Below are 15,863 nucleotides of genomic sequence, written 5' to 3' on the forward strand. Positions count from 1 at the left end.
AGCCAGAGGCACTCTGACAACGTGATCATCGAACAACTCAGTCTGGTGGTGATTTCGCTGCTGGCCAACGCCCTTTCGGCTATGGCTGGCGGCGGTGCCGGTCTGCTTCAACTGCCGGTACTGCTGTTTCTCGGGCTGAGTTTCAGCACCGCACTGGCGACCCATAAGATCGCCAGTGTAGCATTGGGAATTGGCGCAACTCTGCGCCATCTGCGGGAAAAATCCCTCAACCGACGCTTCTGCCTGTTTATACTTGCATCTGGCCTGCCGGGCGTTATCACCGGCGGCATACTGGTGTTGCAACTGCCGGAATCGCTGACCATTCTCAGTCTGGGATTACTCACCACCGGACTGGGACTCTATTCAATCTTCAAAACTCAGTTGGGCATGACCCACCAGCCCCGTAACCGTGACTTTTCTGGTATGTTACTGGGTGGACTGGTGCTCTGTCTGATCGGGATTCTCAACGGTTCGCTGACATCAGGAACAGGGCTGTTTGTCACCCTGTGGCTGGTTCGCTGGTTCGGGCTGGACTATAAAACCGCAGTAGCGTATGTCCTGATCCTGGTCGGTCTCTTCTGGAACGGTTCGGGCGCAATAACGGTTGCCCTGCAACAACCGCCCCACTGGGAATGGCTGCCAGCACTGATTATCGGCGCAATCATTGGCGCTTATACCGGCACTCATATCGCACTGGTCAGGGGGAACGGCTTGGTAAAGCGGGTCTTTGAAGCACTGACAATCATCGTTGGAATCAAGCTGATTTATGATGCGACACTACTGTTTTAGGGCGTGGCGGCTACCCTGCTGAGCCAGACTGTCGCGGCAGTGCCCCTCATGCCGGTCACATTCATGATCCAGCTGGCGCTCAGCTAACCGCGCCTCTACCAGTCGACGAGCCTCCGCCTGCTGAAACAGAAACCCACTGGGTGCCACCAGTTGTATACCCTGTTCACCGATTTTGGGTAATGCCTGCTGAAGATAGCGGATAGTGACCGGATAAGGGTGACAGATCAGTACAGCAAACCCCTGTTCCTGCGCCAACTTCAAACCGTAGCGGAACTGTTTATCAATAAACGCAGTATTCTGCTCATGGTCGAGAAAAACATCGCGCACCAGCCAGGGAACACCTGTTGAATAAGCTGACTTCCAGGCCGTCGTCTGACTGGTCGTACGGCTATCCAGAAAGAACAACCCCTGCTCAGCCAACACCCCCATCACCCAGTCCATTTTCGAGCGCTGCTGGGTTAACAGACTGCCCATGTGGTTATTCACACCCGAAACATGGGGGACCGAAGCGATATCATCGCGCAGAATACGTTCCAGCTGTAACTGGTTCTGATTCTCGGTTAATGCTCCCGGCCCTAACCGGAGATGCGCCGTGTTTGCCATCGGCGCATGCAACATGACCTCTTTACCCTGGCTATATGCTTTCTCAGCCAGTGCAACGCTGTGAGGAGTATGGGGCAGAACAGAATAGGCAACCGGCCCCGGCAGATCAATCGCGGCCAGCCCCTTTTCCAGGCTATTGCCCAGATCATCAACGACAATAATCAGCCGTGCCGGAGCGGTTTCAGCCCTGACGGACTGAAACAGCAGCAAGAGCAACACCAGCCCAAAGCTGTAGGCGGTTGCAGAGACGCGACTCACTGAGCCTGAGTACCGTCTTGTGACTGACGTGAAGCCGCCGATTTGACTATAGCGAGCCCCTTGAGCAGGTTTAGTGCCTCATACAGCTGGAAATCATTTTCAACGATGGACACCTGTGGCTCGCTCGGGTCGGGCTCTTTTACCCGGGCGTTTTCCAGATGACCACTGAGGTCGCGCTCTTTAATGAAATTCCCTGACTCTTTAAGATTAACATCCGCCTCAGCCACATAGACATCAGGCACAATCCCCTGAGCCTGAATCGAGCGCCCAAGCGGAGTATAGTAACGTGCAGTGGTCAGTTTAAGTGCCCGCTGCCGGGTCAGCGGCAAAATGGTTTGCACCGACCCCTTACCAAAACTGTCAACTCCCATAATCACGGCACGACCCTGATCCTGAAGCGCACCAGCAACGATCTCAGACGCAGAGGCCGAGCCCTGATTGATCAGCACAACAATCGGTACGCTGTTATCGATCAGAGTATTCTGAGTAGCGTTATAGCGCAGCTCGGAATTAGCAACCCGCCCCTGGGTATAGACAATCAGCCCCTGATCCAGAAACGCATCGCACACATCTACCGCTGCCCGCAATACGCCACCGGGGTTATTACGCAGATCCAGGACTACACCGCTCAGCTCATTTTCCGCTTTAAGCTTTGTGATTGCCGACTGCAGATCCTGACCGGTATTCACCTGGAACTGGGTAATACGCAGATAGCCGATACCGCCATCCAGCATCCGTTGTTTGACACTGGCAACGCGAATAATGTCGCGAACCACAACAATCTCCAGCGGCTTATCTTCGCCTTCACGCACCACTGTCAGCACCAGTTCTGAGCCGGGTTTACCACGCATCAGTTTGACTGCATCGGCAAGCCCCATACCCTGTACCGGCTGGTCTCCCAGCTTAATAATCAGATCGCCAGCTTTCACACCAGCCCGCTGTGCCGGGGTATCATCGATCGGTGCAATTACCCGGATAAAGCCATCTTCCAGACCAATCTCAATCCCCAGCCCACCAAACTCTCCACTGGTGTGACTTTGCAGATCGGAGAACGCTTCAGGCTCAAGATACGCTGAGTGCGGGTCCAGACCCGCCAGCATCCCCCGCACCGCATCTTCCAGCAGTTTGGCGTCATCAACCGGTTCAACATAGGCATTCTTAATACGTTCAAACACTTCGGTAAACAGACGGATCTCTTCCAGCGGGATGGTTTTAACCGCCTCATCTTCCGGTGTTGCAGTCGCAGCAAACAGAGGGGTTGCCAGCCCACTCAGCAGACAGCCCAACAACAGAGGTTTAGTCAGGCAGGATAGCTGTTGCTTCAGCGTCATGGTTAATCCTTTTATACATCTGTTAAATATTAAGACAGCATAACCGCTACGGCTACCTTCTCGCCAGCCATTTCAACGGATCTGTAGAATTTCCTTTATAGCGTACAGCAAAATAAAGGCCCGAATCATTACTACCGCCACTATTGCCCACCGTGGCCAGTTGATCCCCTGCGGAAACCCACTCGCCAACCTCCCGTAATAGCGATTCATTGTGACCGTAGAGACTCATATACCCCCCACCATGATCCACAATTGTCAGTAATCCATAACCCCTTAACCAGTCGGAAAACACCACCCGACCATGATGGATCGCTCTGACCGGCTGGCCCGCCTTTTGTTCAACCAGTATCCCTTCATAGCGGATACCATCCCGCTGACTACCGAAGCGGCGACTCACATGACCCTGTGCCGGCCAGGGCAACTTCCCTTTCAGCTCTTTGAATGAGCGCTCATCACCACCAATCGAGATCTTTTCGATCGACTCACGAATCTGAGCCAGCAGTTTTTCCAGACGCCGCTGGTCAGCCTGCATCGATTTCAGTTGCTGACCACCATCGCTAAGTTTCGACTCGAGCTTGCTCAACACCACACGACGCTCCTGCCGCACCGATTCCAGATCATCAGAGCGGGCTTTAAGCAGATCTCGCCGGTCAAAAATATCCTGTTGCGCTGAACGGATCTCCTGCTCAGCCCTGTCCAGCCGCTCCAGTCCCTGACGAAATGATTCAAGACGTTCACTCAGGGTTTTATTGATCCGGTCATAATAGTGCAGCATGCGGGAGACCTGTTCCGGATCACGCTGATTCAGCAACAACTGCAAGCGGGGCTGATGACCCGCCTTATACTGCTGTCGCAGCTGCTGTTCAAGACCGGCAGCCTGCTTCTGCAGCCCTGCCAGCAGAGGCTTTTTCTGCTGTTCCAGCCTGGCCAACCGCTGCTCCGCCCCTCTAAGCTGGGTATTCAAACGCAGAATTTCCCGCGCCAGCTCCCCAATATTCTTATCAGTCCGGCGCAACGCCTGTTGCACAGAGGAGCGCTCTCCCTCTAATGCTCCCAGTGTCTGCGTCAGTTTGGCGATCGATTTTCTCAGACTGACGATCTCTTTTTCGGTGGCTTTTTCCTGCGCAGCATAAAGCGCCTGCCCTGGTGAAAACAGCAGTGTCGAAACCAGCGAAACGATAACAGCGGTACGTAATTTTATCGGCATATACAGAAAGGCCGTTCAATGAACGGCCCCGATCCCTACCCCAGCTCAGCCAGTGACTGACCGGTCATCTCTGTCGGTTGTTCAAGCCCCATCAGCGCCAACAGCGTCGGTGCCAGATCACAGAGAGCACCATCGTTTAAGTGCAGCTGTGAACGACGCGGACCATCATATACCAGCGCCACCGGCCATATCGTATGCGCCGTATGCGCCTGTCCGGTTTTCGGATTAACCATCAGCTCAACATTGCCATGGTCAGCGGTAATCAGGGTTTCACCCGCAACCTTCTGCATCGCCTCCAGCACCCGGCCGATACACTGATCGATCACCTCAACCGCTTTCACCGCCGCCGCAAAATTACCGGTATGCCCCACCATATCGGGATTGGCAAAGTTACACACAATCAGGTCGAAACGGCCACTTTCGATCGCGTCAACCAACTTATCGGTGACCTCAGGGGCACTCATCTCTGGCTTGAGATCATAGGTCGCAACATCAGGTGATGGCACCAGAATCCGCTCCTCTCCCTCGTAGGGCTGCTCCTCACCGCCATTAAAAAAGAAGGTGACATGGGCATATTTCTCAGTTTCTGCAATACGCAACTGAGTGCGCCCCTGTTTCGCCAGAAAATCCCCCAGGCTGTTAAACAGTTTAACCGGCGGATAAGCACAGCTGGCCTGAATATCGGACGCATACTCTGTCATCATCACATAGTCAGCCAACTTTGGCGTTACACTGCGGACAAAGCCGTCAAAGTCGGTATCGACGAAGGCACGGGTAATCTCCCGGGAGCGATCCGGACGGAAATTGGCACAGATCACGGTATCGTTATCACGCACCAGGCCTTTCGGCTGACCATCGTCCCCGATAATCGTTGTTGCCTGTACAAACTCATCATTTTCATCCCGCTCATAGGCGTTGTGCAGGGCATCCAGCGCTGACGTCTCATAGCAGGGAGCCAGACCGGCGGTCATCGCATCATACGCCAGCTTAACCCGGTCCCAGCGGTTATCCCGATCCATCGCAAAATAGCGGCCAACGATTGTGGCAATAGCACCGACACCTAACTCATCAAACTTTGCCTGCGCCGCTTTAATAGAGGCCTCGGCACTGCGCGGTGGCATATCCCGGCCATCCAGAATGCCATGCAGGAAGACCTGTTTAGCCCCCCGCTTAACCGCCATCTCCAGCAGCGCGAACAGATGCTCTTCATGACTATGGACGCCACCCGGCGAAAGCAGGCCGGTCACATGCACCGCGCCCCCTGCCGCAACCGCCTTATCGATTGCCGCCACCAGCACCTCATTGGTAAACAGAGTCCCCTCTGCAATCGCTTTGCTGATGCGGGTAAAGTTCTGGTACACCACCCGGCCAGCACCGATATTCATATGCCCGACCTCGGAGTTCCCCATCTGCCCTTCCGGCAAACCAACGGCTAAACCTGAGGTAGCAATTCGACTGTGAGGCGCGCTGGCCATCAAACGATCCCAGTTTGGCGTATTAGCCGCGGCAATGGCACTGGATTCGGTTTGTTCCACACCGAAGCCATCGAGAATAATTAATGCTTTTGGGGAGCGCTGTTCAGTCATAGAAGTCTTTTCACTCAGAGTTATTTTAATGCGAAGCTGTCAGTTGAAGCTGCTTTTTAACACGGGTTCAATGGCGTGCTATTTTACTGACAAAACGCACTAATGGCTAATTATCCCGGGATTACAGCCGCTGAGATCCCAAGAAAATCGCTGTCAGATCGGATATCCCCGACATTGATCACTTTTCCTCAGCTTTTCCCTCTCCCGACTGTTACCAGTTTCGCTTTGGCAAGGTATACTTACCGGCTTTAAAAACGATCACCGTTAATCACTATCACTGCGATTCGCGATTAATTCCGCAATTTCGCAACTGGCCGGATACAGAGAATGGAACAACTGCTCGAATTCATCACTAACAATATTATGCTGGTAGCGGCCTGGGGTCTCACCCTGGCGATGTTACTGTGGACAGAACAGAATAAAGCAGGCAAGTCCGTCGGCACCCATGAAGCCACCCGGCTGATCAATAAAGATAACGCCGTCATTCTGGATATCCGCCCAAAGAAAGAGTTTATCACCGGCCATATTACCGATGCCGTGCATATTCCCGTGTCTGAACTGGATAAACGCATTACCGAACTGGATAAACATAAGCAGAAGCCGATCATCGTTGTCTGCAACATCGGCCAGACAGCCGGTGCGGCCAGCAAGAAACTCAAAAATGCGGGCTTTGAAAATGTTGTACGCCTGTCCGGTGGCATGACTGAGTGGAAAGCCCAGAGCCTGCCGGTTATTAAATAATTATGCCAAAGATCACAGTTTACAGTAATCGCTGGTGTCCCTATTGCCGCAGAGCCAAAATGCTGCTGGAACATAAAGGCGTCAGTTTCGACGAGATAGATGTTGAGGCTGTAACGGGCGCCCGCCAGGAGATGATCAGGCTCAGCGGCCGCACATCAGTCCCTCAGATTTTCATCAACACACTTCATGTCGGCGGATGTGACGATCTGTATGCCCTGGAACAGCAGGGAAAACTTGATCCGTTACTGGCCGGTTAACTCATTTTTAAAGGAACATAAGACCATGGCAGAGAATGATAACAACACCCAGGAACAGCAGGCTCCTCAGTTCGCAATTCAGCGTGTTTATCTGAAAGACGCCTCCTTTGAAGCGCCGAATTCACCCAAGGTGTTCACCAAGCAATGGCAGCCAGAGATCAATCTGGATATGAATACAGCCACAACCACGCTGGATAACGGTGTTTTTGAAGTGGTTCTGACCCTGACGGTTACTGCTAAAAACGACAGCGATACCGCTTTTCTGGTTGAGGTTCAGCAAGCGGGCATCTTTACCGTCACCGGACTGGGTGAAGCGGAACTGCATCACACGCTGGGTGCATTCTGCCCGAGCATTCTGTTCCCATACGCTCGGGAAGCGATTGATAATATGGTCAACAAAGGCAGCTTCCCGGCCCTGATGCTATCACCGGTTAACTTTGATGCACTGTATGCTCAACAGATGCAGCAACAGGCGCAGGCGACTGAAGAAGCGCCACAGCACTGATAGATCAATGCACAATCAATAATCCGATTGCAGCGATGCAATCGGATTTTTTTCGTTTTAACGCAGTGGAATAGTATTCAATTAACCAGACTCTGCGTCCGGAAAAGCTGAGCACCCAGTTTAGCTATTGCCACCAAAACCCAACTGACGCCAGGCCTCATAGACCATGACCGCCACGGTATTGGACAGATTAAGACTGCGGCTATCGGCGTTCATCGGCAATCTGAGACGCTGTTCAGCGGGCAGATTTTCAAGCACCTCCGCTGGCAACCCGCGGGTTTCCGGCCCGAACAGCAACACATCTCCGGCGGAAAATCTCACCTTCGAATAGTTCTGACTGCCCTTTGTCGTCAGGGCCCAGACCTTACCCGGTTCCAGTTCCGACAGACAACTCTCCAGATCCGGATACCGTTTCACCCGGGTAAACTCGTGGTAATCGAGACCGGCGCGCCGCAGTTTTTTGTCGTCGAAGTCAAAGCCCAGCGGCTCAATCAGATGCAGATAAAACCCGGTATTAGCACACAGACGAATGATATTTCCGGTATTCGGCGGTATTTCGGGCTGATAAAGCACAACATGAAGCATAAAAAATCCCTGACTCACTACAAGGCAGGGATTATAGCTGAATCTCTGGAAGGATTAATCCTCTACGGATTCGGGCACATCATCCATCCCCAACTCTTTTATCTTGCGGGTGAGGGTGTTTCGTCCCCAGCCGAGTAACAGCGATGCATCCCGGCGTCGCCCCGCCGTCTGCTTCAGCGCCGCTTCAATCATAATCTTTTCAAACGCCGGTATGGCAGAATCCAGAATAGCTGTCGCCCCCTGCTGCAGCTGCTTCTCGGCCCAGTTACGCAGCGCCTTCTCCCAGTTGGAGGTCACTACCTGCTCATCGCTGGTCTGATCCAGCAACTCCGGCGGCAGATCACTCACCAGCACCTCACGCCCGGACGCCATAACTGTCAGCCAGCGGCAGGTGTTTTCCAACTGACGCACATTACCCGGCCAGGGCAGTGTACTGAGAAACGTCTCGGTATCCGGGTGCAGCAGCTTCGATTCGACATTCAGTTCTTCCGCCGAGCTTTGCAGGAAGTGGCGTGTCAGGCGGGGAATATCTTCCCGCCGTTCTGCCAGTTTCGGAATATGGATGCGGATAACATTCAGACGGTGGAACAGATCCTCCCGGAAACGCCCCTCCTGAACCAGTTTTTCAAGATCCTGATGGGTTGCCGCGATAATCCGCACATCCACCTTCACAGAGGTGTGTCCCCCTACCCGGTAAAACTCTCCCTCCGCCAGTACCCGCAGCAAACGGGTCTGGGTATCGGCCGGCATATCGCCAATCTCATCAAGAAACAGCGTGCCACCATCCGCCTGCTCAAAACGCCCTGGGCGGGCTGAGGCCGCACCGGTAAAAGCACCTTTCTCATGGCCAAACAGCTCCGACTCGATCAGATCCTTGGGAATAGCCGCCATATTAAGCGGGATAAATGGCTTCGATGAACGGGGACTGTGCTGGTGTAAGGCATTGGCTACCAGCTCTTTACCGGTGCCGGATTCACCGTTGATCAACACCGTAATATTGGACTGAGACAAGCGACCGATCGCGCGGAATACCTCCTGCATTGCCGGGGCTTCACCGATAATCTCGGTCTGCGCCTCGGGTTCTTCACCGCGCTGCTGTTGCTGCTCCCGGGCATGCTCCACTGCCCGCATCACCAGCGCCGCAGCCTCATCTATATCAAAAGGCTTAGGCAGGTATTCAAATGCTCCGCCCTTGTATGAGGCGACCGCACTATCCAGATCGGAATGCGCTGTCATGATAATAATCGGCAGTTCCGGATGCTCTGCATTCACCCGCTCAAGCAGATCGAGTCCGTTGATACCCGGCATCCGGATATCACTGACAACAACATCCGGAGTCTCCCGCTGAAGTTGCGTTAACATCGTCTCGCCACTTTCAAACAGCGTGACTCTGACCCCTTCGCCGGAGAGGGCTTTATCCATCACCCAGCGAATCGAACGGTCATCATCTACAATCCATACAGATGCAGCCTTAGTCATCATTGTTGCTCCAGAGGTATTAATAGTTGAAAACAGGTCTCACCAGGAACACTGTGGCATTCGATCAGCCCCCGGTGTTGCGCCAGTACAGATTGAGCAATTGACAATCCCAGGCCCGTCCCGATAGCTCTGCCACTCACCATCGGATAGAAAATTTTCTGTAACAGCTCTTCCGGAATTCCCGGCCCGTTATCGGTGATCTCGACACAACACACCAGCCGGTGCATCTCAGCGCCCAGGGTCAGGTTACGCACTACCCGGGTGCGCAACAGAATACGTGGTTCTTCAACGTCTGACTCCTGCAACGCCTGCATACTGTTACGCACAATATTCAGCACCGCCTGGATCAACTGCTCCCGATCTCCCATAAATTCGGGCAGGCTGGGATCATAGTCGCGCTGAATATGGATCTGACCACCAACCTCTGCGATCACCAGACTGCTGACATGCTCGAGGATGGAGTGAATGTTGACCTCCTCCATGCGCGGCATCTTATGCGGCCCCAGCATCCGGTCAACCAGATTTCGCAGCCGGTCCGCCTCTTCAATAATCACCCGGGTATAATCATGCAGTGCCTCATCAGGAAGCTCACGCTCAAGTAACTGCGCCGCCCCCCGCAACCCGCCCAGCGGATTTTTGATCTCATGGGCCAACCCCCTGACCAGAGAGATCACGGTTTCATGATTACTCAGCAACTCCTCTTCACGGGAGATCCTGATCAGCCGGTCCCGTGGGGTCAGCTCAATCAACACCAGTCGACCGTATCTCTCAGGCATTGGATTAACGCTGTAATCAATCGTGATCTCCCGGCCGGTCAGGGTTGTCAGTTTCGCTTCCCGTTTGGTAAATGGATGGCCACTATCCAGCGCACCTTTCAGGGCCTCACTCTCATCGTCCACCAGAAACCAGCTATGAAAAGGCAACTGACGCAGACGCCGGGCACTCGCTTCCAGTAACATTTCAGCCGATGGATTCATATACACCAGCTGTAATTGCCCATCGACCAGCAGTGCCGCCGTCGACAGGTTATCTAATATGTGTTTATGCAGATCCGGTGTTTTCATCTTTGATGTTCTGCCTCAGAAACTGACCATGACTGCGTTCGACTCAACACAGGCGGTTGTTATAAAGATGGTAGCAAAAAGCAAACCAACTCAGTGCACAGATAAAAATGAGCGCCAATCCAAGGGTCTACAGGCGCTGCGACCCGCTTTTACCTGCCAGCGACAATTAAAGAATAGCACCCATCGCACTATTTTAGTGCACCTTAATTTAGCGACTGAATCCTTGCAAAAAAAAAGCCTCCATAAAGGAGGCTTTTCCGGTTAATCCTGTGGATTAAACAGAGTAGTACAGATCAAACTCAACCGGGTGAGTGGTCTGGCTCACTTTCAGACACTCTTCCTTCTTCAGACCGATATAAGCATCGATCATGTCGTCGGTGAATACACCACCGGCAGTCAGGAAGGCACGATCGTTATCCAGCGCATCCAGCGCCTCTTCCAGAGAGGCTGCAACGGTTGGAATCGCCAGCGCTTCTTCAGCAGGCAGATCATAGAGATCTTTATCTGCTGGATCACCAGGGTGAATCTTGTTCTGAATACCGTCCAGACCCGCCATCATCAGTGCAGCAAAGCACAGGTATGGGTTGGCAGATGGATCCGGGAAACGGGTTTCGATACGGTAAGCTTTAGGATTAGTCACGTATGGAATACGGATAGAAGCAGAACGGTTACGGGCAGAGTATGCCAGCATAACAGGCGCTTCAAAACCAGGAACCAGACGCTTGTATGCGTTGGTAGAGGCGTTAGTCAGTGCGTTCAGCGCTTTCGCATGCTTGATAATACCACCGATGTAGAACAGGGCAGTCTCACTCAGACCCGCATAGGCATCACCGTGGAAGATATTGACGCCATCTTTAGACAGAGACTGGTGAACATGCATACCAGAACCGTTATCGCCGACCAGAGGCTTAGGCATGAAGGTCGCAGTCTTGCCGTATGCATGAGCAACGTTGTGTACACAGTACTTCAGAATCTGAACTTCGTCAGCCTTAGCCGTCAGCGTGTTTGGACCCACACCGATCTCACACTGACCCGCTGTCGCCACTTCGTGGTGATGTACTTCAATGGTCAGCCCCATGGCAGACATTGCATCGCACATGGCCGCACGCAGGTCATGCAGGGAATCAACCGGAGGAACCGGGAAGTAGCCCCCTTTAACCCGTGGACGGTGACCGGTATTACCACCTTCAAAGGTGCTGTTAGTAGACCATGAAGCTTCTTCAGAACCGATAGAGTAGCCACAACCACTGATATCCGCGTGCCACTTAACCTCATCAAACACGAAAAACTCTGGCTCAGGACCAAAGATAGCGGTGTCAGCAATACCGGTAGATTTCAGGTAAGCTTCAGCGCGACGGGCAACCGAACGCGGGTCACGCTCATAACCCTGACCGGTAGAAGGCTCAACGATATTACAACGAACGATGATGGTTGAATCTTCTGCAAATGGGTCCATAACAGACGCAGAATCGTCTGGTTGCAGAATCATGTCAGACTCATTAATTCCCTTCCAGCCAGCGATGGAAGACCCATCAAACATCTTGCCTTCTTCGAAGAAGTCTTCGCTAATTTCGGTTACCGGGATAGTAACGTGCTGCTCTTTACCGTGGGTATCGGTGAAACGCATATCAACCCACTTAACATCATGCTCTTTGATCAGATTCAGAGTCTCTGACATTTGACTTTCTCCACTAGATTATATTGTCAGACCCCCAACCGATTAGACATAACTGCATAACAGCCTAACCAGTCAGGTTTGTTTCGCCTTTAAGCAGCAAGGGGTATGCCAGTTTGCGCCAGCACCGAAAACACGCGATATAGAGCGGTTCTGATCAGATTTGAAACAATTTAAACTCTGCAAAATGAACCAAAATAGAGCAAAGAGACAAATATTGAACCAAAATAGTGCATATCCCGTTTTCCCGGTTTACCTACTCCCTCGCTGCCTCAAAAAGGTGCCATCATATTACTCCAACATATAGTACTTATCCTCTAAAACAGATCAACAAACCGGAAAAAAAACTATTTTTGCCATTGAGTACATAAGAAAGACGCAGCTGCGGAATATCTCATGTATAATGTGCGCTTCTAAAATTTGTCTGCACAGGTCCCCAGACGTGATCGAAAACTTAAGAAACATCGCCATCATTGCCCACGTTGACCATGGTAAAACCACCCTGGTTGATAAACTTCTCTCACAGTCCGGTACACTGGGCCGTCGGGACGAAGGCACCGAACGGATCATGGATTCGAACGACCAGGAAAAAGAACGGGGTATCACCATTCTGGCGAAAAACACCGCCATTGAATGGAACGACTACCATATCAACATTGTTGATACTCCGGGACACGCCGACTTTGGTGGTGAAGTTGAACGGGTACTGTCAATGGTCGACTGCGTTTGCCTGCTGGTAGATGCGGTTGATGGCCCGATGCCGCAAACCCGCTTTGTGACACAGAAAGCCTTTGAACAGGGGCTGCGTCCTATCGTCGTCGTCAATAAAGTCGACCGCCCAGGATCACGTCCGGATTATGTTATCGATCAGGTTTTCGATCTGTTTGACAGCCTCGGTGCAACCGACGAGCAGCTGGACTTCCCGATCATCTACGCATCTGCACTGAACGGTGTAGCCGGTAACGAGCCAGATCAACTGGCCGATGATATGACACCGCTGTTTGAAGCGATTGTTAAACATGTAAACCCACCCCAGGTCGATACTGTTGGACCGTTCCAGATGCAGATCTCTGCACTGGACTATAACAGCTATGTCGGCGTTATTGGTGTGGGACGGGTATCCCGCGGTACCGTGAAACTGAACCACGTCGTCAAAGTCATTGATCGCGACGGCAAGGTCCGTAACGGTAAAGTACAGAAGATCATGGGTTATCTGGGCCTTGATCGTATCGACGTTGAGTCTGCTCAGGCTGGCGACATTATCTGTGTTACCGGTATCGATGCCCTGAATATCTCCGATACGCTGTGTGACCCTGCAGCCGTTGAAGCACTGCCACCTCTGTCTGTGGATGAGCCGACAGTATCGATGACCTTCCAGGTTAACGACTCTCCGTTCGCCGGTCAGGATGGCAAATTTGTTACCAGCCGCAACATCAAAGATCGTCTGGATCGTGAGCTGATTCACAACGTTGCTTTGCGCGTTGAGCAGGGCGACTCTCCGGAGAAGTTTAAAGTGTCCGGTCGTGGTGAACTGCACCTGTCGGTGCTGATTGAGTCCATGCGCCGCGAAGGCTTTGAACTGGGGGTTTCCCGCCCTGAAGTTATTCAGAAAGAGGTTGACGGTAAAACTCACGAGCCTTTTGAGATCGTCATGATCGATGTTGAGGAACAGCATCAGGGCAGCATCATTGAAGAGCTGGGTAAACGCAGAGCAGATATGACCAATATGGAAGTGGATGGCAAAGGGCGTATACGTCTGACCTTCCTGATCCCCTCCCGCGGTCTGATCGGCTTCCGTTCACAGTTCCTGACGATGACCTCCGGTACCGGTATCATGACCTCAGTGTTTGACCACTACGGTGAAGTCAAAGAGGGTGAAGTGCTGAGCCGTAACAACGGGGTACTGGTTTCAATGGTGACCGGTAAAGCACTGGGTTACTCCCTGTGGAACCTGCAGGAACGTGGCCGTCTGTGCATTGAACCAAACATCGAAGTCTATGAAGGGATGATTCTGGGTATTCACAGCCGCAGTAATGACCTTGCGGTCAACCCGATCAAAGGCAAGCAACTGACTAATGTTCGCGCCTCCGGTACCGATGAAAACATTCAGCTGACACCGCCGGTCCGCTTTACCCTGGAACAGGCTCTGGACTTCATCGAAGATGATGAACTGGTGGAAGTCACACCGCTGAACATCCGCATCCGTAAAAAGATGCTGACTGAGAACGAGCGTAAGCGTCACTCCCGCTCAGGCAAGTAGATGTTTTAGCTTTTTCAGAAAGCGTTTATATCTGCACGTAAATAGCCCGGACAGCGACCGCTGTTCCGGGCTATACTCCCGGTGTCTGCCAGACTGACAAGGACACTCATATGAATACCCTCTTTCCCGATATTCACCCGTATAAACAGCACTACCTTGCTGTTGATGATCTGCATACCCTCTATATAGAAGAGAGCGGCAACGCCCAGGGAATCCCGGTTCTGTTTATTCACGGCGGTCCCGGTGGCGGCACCAGCAGCTACCACCGCAGTTTCTTTGACCCGGAAAGATACCGCATTATTCTGTTCGACCAGCGCGGCTGTGGCCAGTCTACGCCCCATGCAGAGCTGCAGAATAACACCACTGCGCATCTGATCAGTGATATCGAAAAGATCCGCCAGCACCTCAATGTAGATGAGTGGCTACTGTTTGGTGGCTCATGGGGGTCTACCCTCAGCCTGCTGTACGCCGAAAGCTTCCCTGAACGGGTTTCAGGCATGATCCTGCGCGGGATATTCCTCTGTCGGAAACGGGATATCCACTGGTTCTATCAGGAGGGTGCCAGCGCTATCTTCCCGGACTACTGGAAAGAGTACCGAAAAGTGATCCCGGAAGGTGAACGCACAGATATGCTGCAGGCATATTATCAACGCCTGATATCCGATAACGAAATCGCCCGGATGTCCGCCGCCAAAGCATGGTCTGTCTGGGAGGGACGCTGCTCGACCCTCGACCCGAACGGCGACATCGTTGATCACTTTGGCGATCCCCATATTGCTCTGGCCATGGCGCGGATAGAGGCACACTACTTTATTAACGAAGCCTTTATCGAGCCTGACCAGATTATTCGTGATGCCCACAGAATTCAGCAGATACCCACAGTGATTGTGCATGGCCGCTATGATATGGTCTGCCCGATTGAGCAGGCGTTTGCTCTCTATGACGCACTACCCCAGGCTGAACTTCATATAGTCAGAGATGCGGGCCACAGTGCGCTGGAAGCGGGTATCACGGACAACCTGATTAAAGCCACCAATCAGTTCGCACAATCTAAAGCCTGATTAAGTCATCCTGGAGTCAAGTTGAAAGCACTTATTCAGCGGGTACAATCCGCCTCTGTTGATATCGCCGGAGAGCGCCATGGTGAGATTGGTGCGGGCATACTCCTGCTGCTGGGGGTTGAAAAAACCGATACCCGGAGCAACGCAGATAAACTGTTACAGAAGATCCTCAATTACCGGATTTTTGCGGATTCTGAGGGCCGGATGAACCTCAACCTGCAACAACAGCAAGGCGGGTTACTGATCGTTTCGCAGTTTACTCTGGTGGCCGATACCGCCAAAGGTCTGCGCCCGGGTTTTTCCAAAGGCGCGACACCACAACAGGGTGAAGCCCTGTATCAATACTTTGTTGATCAGGCCCGCGCGCAGCACCCTGACGTGGCAACCGGCCGTTTCGGCGCAGATATGCAGGTCGGTCTTATCAACGATGGTCCTGTGACCTTTTTACTGGAAGTCTGATCC

Annotated in this window: 15 protein-coding genes; 7 read left to right on the plus strand and 8 right to left on the minus strand. The window is 52.6% G+C overall.

Annotated elements, in window-relative coordinates; genetic code table 11:
• The first annotated feature begins 21 nt into the window (after positions 1-21).
• Entirely contained in the window at positions 22-789 is a 768-nt protein-coding gene (locus tag JW499_RS13155) for a sulfite exporter TauE/SafE family protein (RefSeq protein WP_205211041.1), read from the plus strand.
• Here JW499_RS13155 and JW499_RS13160 read toward each other — a convergent pair.
• The 4 genes from JW499_RS13160 to gpmI are packed head-to-tail and all read right to left on the minus strand — an operon-like array spanning position 778 to position 5,774.
• A complete protein-coding gene (locus tag JW499_RS13160; RefSeq protein ID WP_205211042.1) occupies positions 778-1,650 on the minus strand; it encodes a divergent polysaccharide deacetylase family protein in 873 nt (290 codons plus the stop codon). The genes JW499_RS13155 and JW499_RS13160 overlap by 12 nt on opposite strands.
• Positions 1,647-2,981, minus strand: a complete 1,335-nt coding sequence (locus JW499_RS13165; protein WP_205211043.1) for a S41 family peptidase — start codon at positions 2,979-2,981, stop codon at positions 1,647-1,649. Before JW499_RS13165 ends, JW499_RS13160 begins: the two co-directional genes overlap by 4 nt.
• A gap of 52 nt (positions 2,982-3,033) precedes the next feature.
• Complete coding sequence (locus JW499_RS13170; protein WP_205211044.1) at positions 3,034-4,188, minus strand: murein hydrolase activator EnvC family protein; 1,155 nt, start codon at positions 4,186-4,188, stop codon at positions 3,034-3,036.
• 35 nt (positions 4,189-4,223) lie between these two features.
• Positions 4,224-5,774 carry a 2,3-bisphosphoglycerate-independent phosphoglycerate mutase gene (gpmI, locus tag JW499_RS13175; RefSeq protein WP_205211045.1) on the minus strand — a complete coding sequence of 517 codons (1,551 nt, stop codon included), beginning with the start codon at positions 5,772-5,774 and terminating at the stop codon, positions 4,224-4,226.
• Between the two features lie 327 nt (positions 5,775-6,101).
• Between gpmI and JW499_RS13180 the strand changes: the two genes are divergently transcribed.
• The 3 genes from JW499_RS13180 to secB are packed head-to-tail and all read left to right on the plus strand — an operon-like array spanning position 6,102 to position 7,277.
• Positions 6,102-6,515, plus strand: a complete 414-nt coding sequence (locus JW499_RS13180) for a rhodanese-like domain-containing protein (protein ID WP_091359759.1) — start codon at positions 6,102-6,104, stop codon at positions 6,513-6,515.
• Positions 6,516-6,517: 2 nt separating this feature from the next.
• Positions 6,518-6,772, plus strand: a complete 255-nt coding sequence (gene grxC / locus JW499_RS13185; RefSeq protein WP_205211046.1) for a glutaredoxin 3 — start codon at positions 6,518-6,520, stop codon at positions 6,770-6,772.
• Between the two features lie 25 nt (positions 6,773-6,797).
• A complete protein-coding gene (gene secB / locus JW499_RS13190) occupies positions 6,798-7,277 on the plus strand; it encodes a protein-export chaperone SecB (RefSeq protein ID WP_205211047.1) in 480 nt (159 codons plus the stop codon).
• A gap of 120 nt (positions 7,278-7,397) precedes the next feature.
• Here secB and trmL read toward each other — a convergent pair whose 3' ends face one another.
• From trmL to glnA, 4 genes are all read right to left on the minus strand, one after another.
• The gene (trmL, locus tag JW499_RS13195; protein WP_205211048.1) at positions 7,398-7,862 is read right to left on the minus strand and encodes a tRNA (uridine(34)/cytosine(34)/5-carboxymethylaminomethyluridine(34)-2'-O)-methyltransferase TrmL; all 465 of its coding nucleotides are present in this window, start codon (positions 7,860-7,862) and stop codon (positions 7,398-7,400) included.
• A gap of 54 nt (positions 7,863-7,916) precedes the next feature.
• A complete protein-coding gene (gene glnG, locus JW499_RS13200; protein WP_205211089.1) occupies positions 7,917-9,341 on the minus strand; it encodes a nitrogen regulation protein NR(I) in 1,425 nt (474 codons plus the stop codon).
• Entirely contained in the window at positions 9,341-10,405 is a 1,065-nt protein-coding gene (gene glnL, locus JW499_RS13205; RefSeq protein ID WP_205211049.1) for a nitrogen regulation protein NR(II), read from the minus strand. The genes glnG and glnL overlap by 1 nt, the downstream gene beginning before the upstream one ends.
• A 274-nt stretch (positions 10,406-10,679) precedes the next feature.
• Positions 10,680-12,083 carry a glutamate--ammonia ligase gene (gene glnA, locus JW499_RS13210; RefSeq protein ID WP_205211050.1) on the minus strand — a complete coding sequence of 468 codons (1,404 nt, stop codon included), beginning with the start codon at positions 12,081-12,083 and terminating at the stop codon, positions 10,680-10,682.
• Positions 12,084-12,522: 439 nt separating this feature from the next.
• On the opposite strand from glnA, the gene typA reads away from it, so the two are divergent.
• From typA to dtd, 3 genes are all read left to right on the plus strand, one after another.
• Entirely contained in the window at positions 12,523-14,340 is a 1,818-nt protein-coding gene (gene typA / locus JW499_RS13215; RefSeq protein ID WP_091359776.1) for a translational GTPase TypA, read from the plus strand.
• A gap of 110 nt (positions 14,341-14,450) precedes the next feature.
• On the plus strand, positions 14,451-15,401 hold the full coding sequence (gene pip / locus JW499_RS13220; RefSeq protein WP_205211051.1) for a prolyl aminopeptidase: 951 nt from the start codon (positions 14,451-14,453) through the stop codon (positions 15,399-15,401).
• A gap of 21 nt (positions 15,402-15,422) precedes the next feature.
• Complete coding sequence (dtd, locus tag JW499_RS13225; protein WP_205211052.1) at positions 15,423-15,860, plus strand: D-aminoacyl-tRNA deacylase; 438 nt, start codon at positions 15,423-15,425, stop codon at positions 15,858-15,860.
• Positions 15,861-15,863 lie beyond the last annotated feature (3 nt).

Source organism: Amphritea pacifica (genome assembly GCF_016924145.1).
In the GTDB taxonomy this organism is placed as follows: Bacteria; Pseudomonadota; Gammaproteobacteria; order Pseudomonadales; family Balneatricaceae; genus Amphritea; species Amphritea pacifica.

Excerpts from the sequence above, each read along its gene's own strand:
- JW499_RS13165 (WP_205211043.1), bottom strand. The coding sequence starts at position 2,981 with ATGACGCTGAAGCAACAGCTATCCTGCCTGACTAAACCTCTGTTGTTG.
- JW499_RS13170 (WP_205211044.1), bottom strand. The coding sequence starts at position 4,188 with ATGCCGATAAAATTACGTACCGCTGTTATCGTTTCGCTGGTTTCGACA.
- gpmI (WP_205211045.1), bottom strand. The coding sequence starts at position 5,774 with ATGACTGAACAGCGCTCCCCAAAAGCATTAATTATTCTCGATGGCTTC.
- JW499_RS13180 (WP_091359759.1), top strand. The coding sequence starts at position 6,102 with ATGGAACAACTGCTCGAATTCATCACTAACAATATTATGCTGGTAGCG.
- grxC (WP_205211046.1), top strand. The coding sequence starts at position 6,518 with ATGCCAAAGATCACAGTTTACAGTAATCGCTGGTGTCCCTATTGCCGC.
- secB (WP_205211047.1), top strand. The coding sequence starts at position 6,798 with ATGGCAGAGAATGATAACAACACCCAGGAACAGCAGGCTCCTCAGTTC.
- trmL (WP_205211048.1), bottom strand. The coding sequence starts at position 7,862 with ATGCTTCATGTTGTGCTTTATCAGCCCGAAATACCGCCGAATACCGGA.
- glnG (WP_205211089.1), bottom strand. The coding sequence starts at position 9,341 with ATGACTAAGGCTGCATCTGTATGGATTGTAGATGATGACCGTTCGATT.
- glnL (WP_205211049.1), bottom strand. The coding sequence starts at position 10,405 with ATGAAAACACCGGATCTGCATAAACACATATTAGATAACCTGTCGACG.
- glnA (WP_205211050.1), bottom strand. The coding sequence starts at position 12,083 with ATGTCAGAGACTCTGAATCTGATCAAAGAGCATGATGTTAAGTGGGTT.
- pip (WP_205211051.1), top strand. The coding sequence starts at position 14,451 with ATGAATACCCTCTTTCCCGATATTCACCCGTATAAACAGCACTACCTT.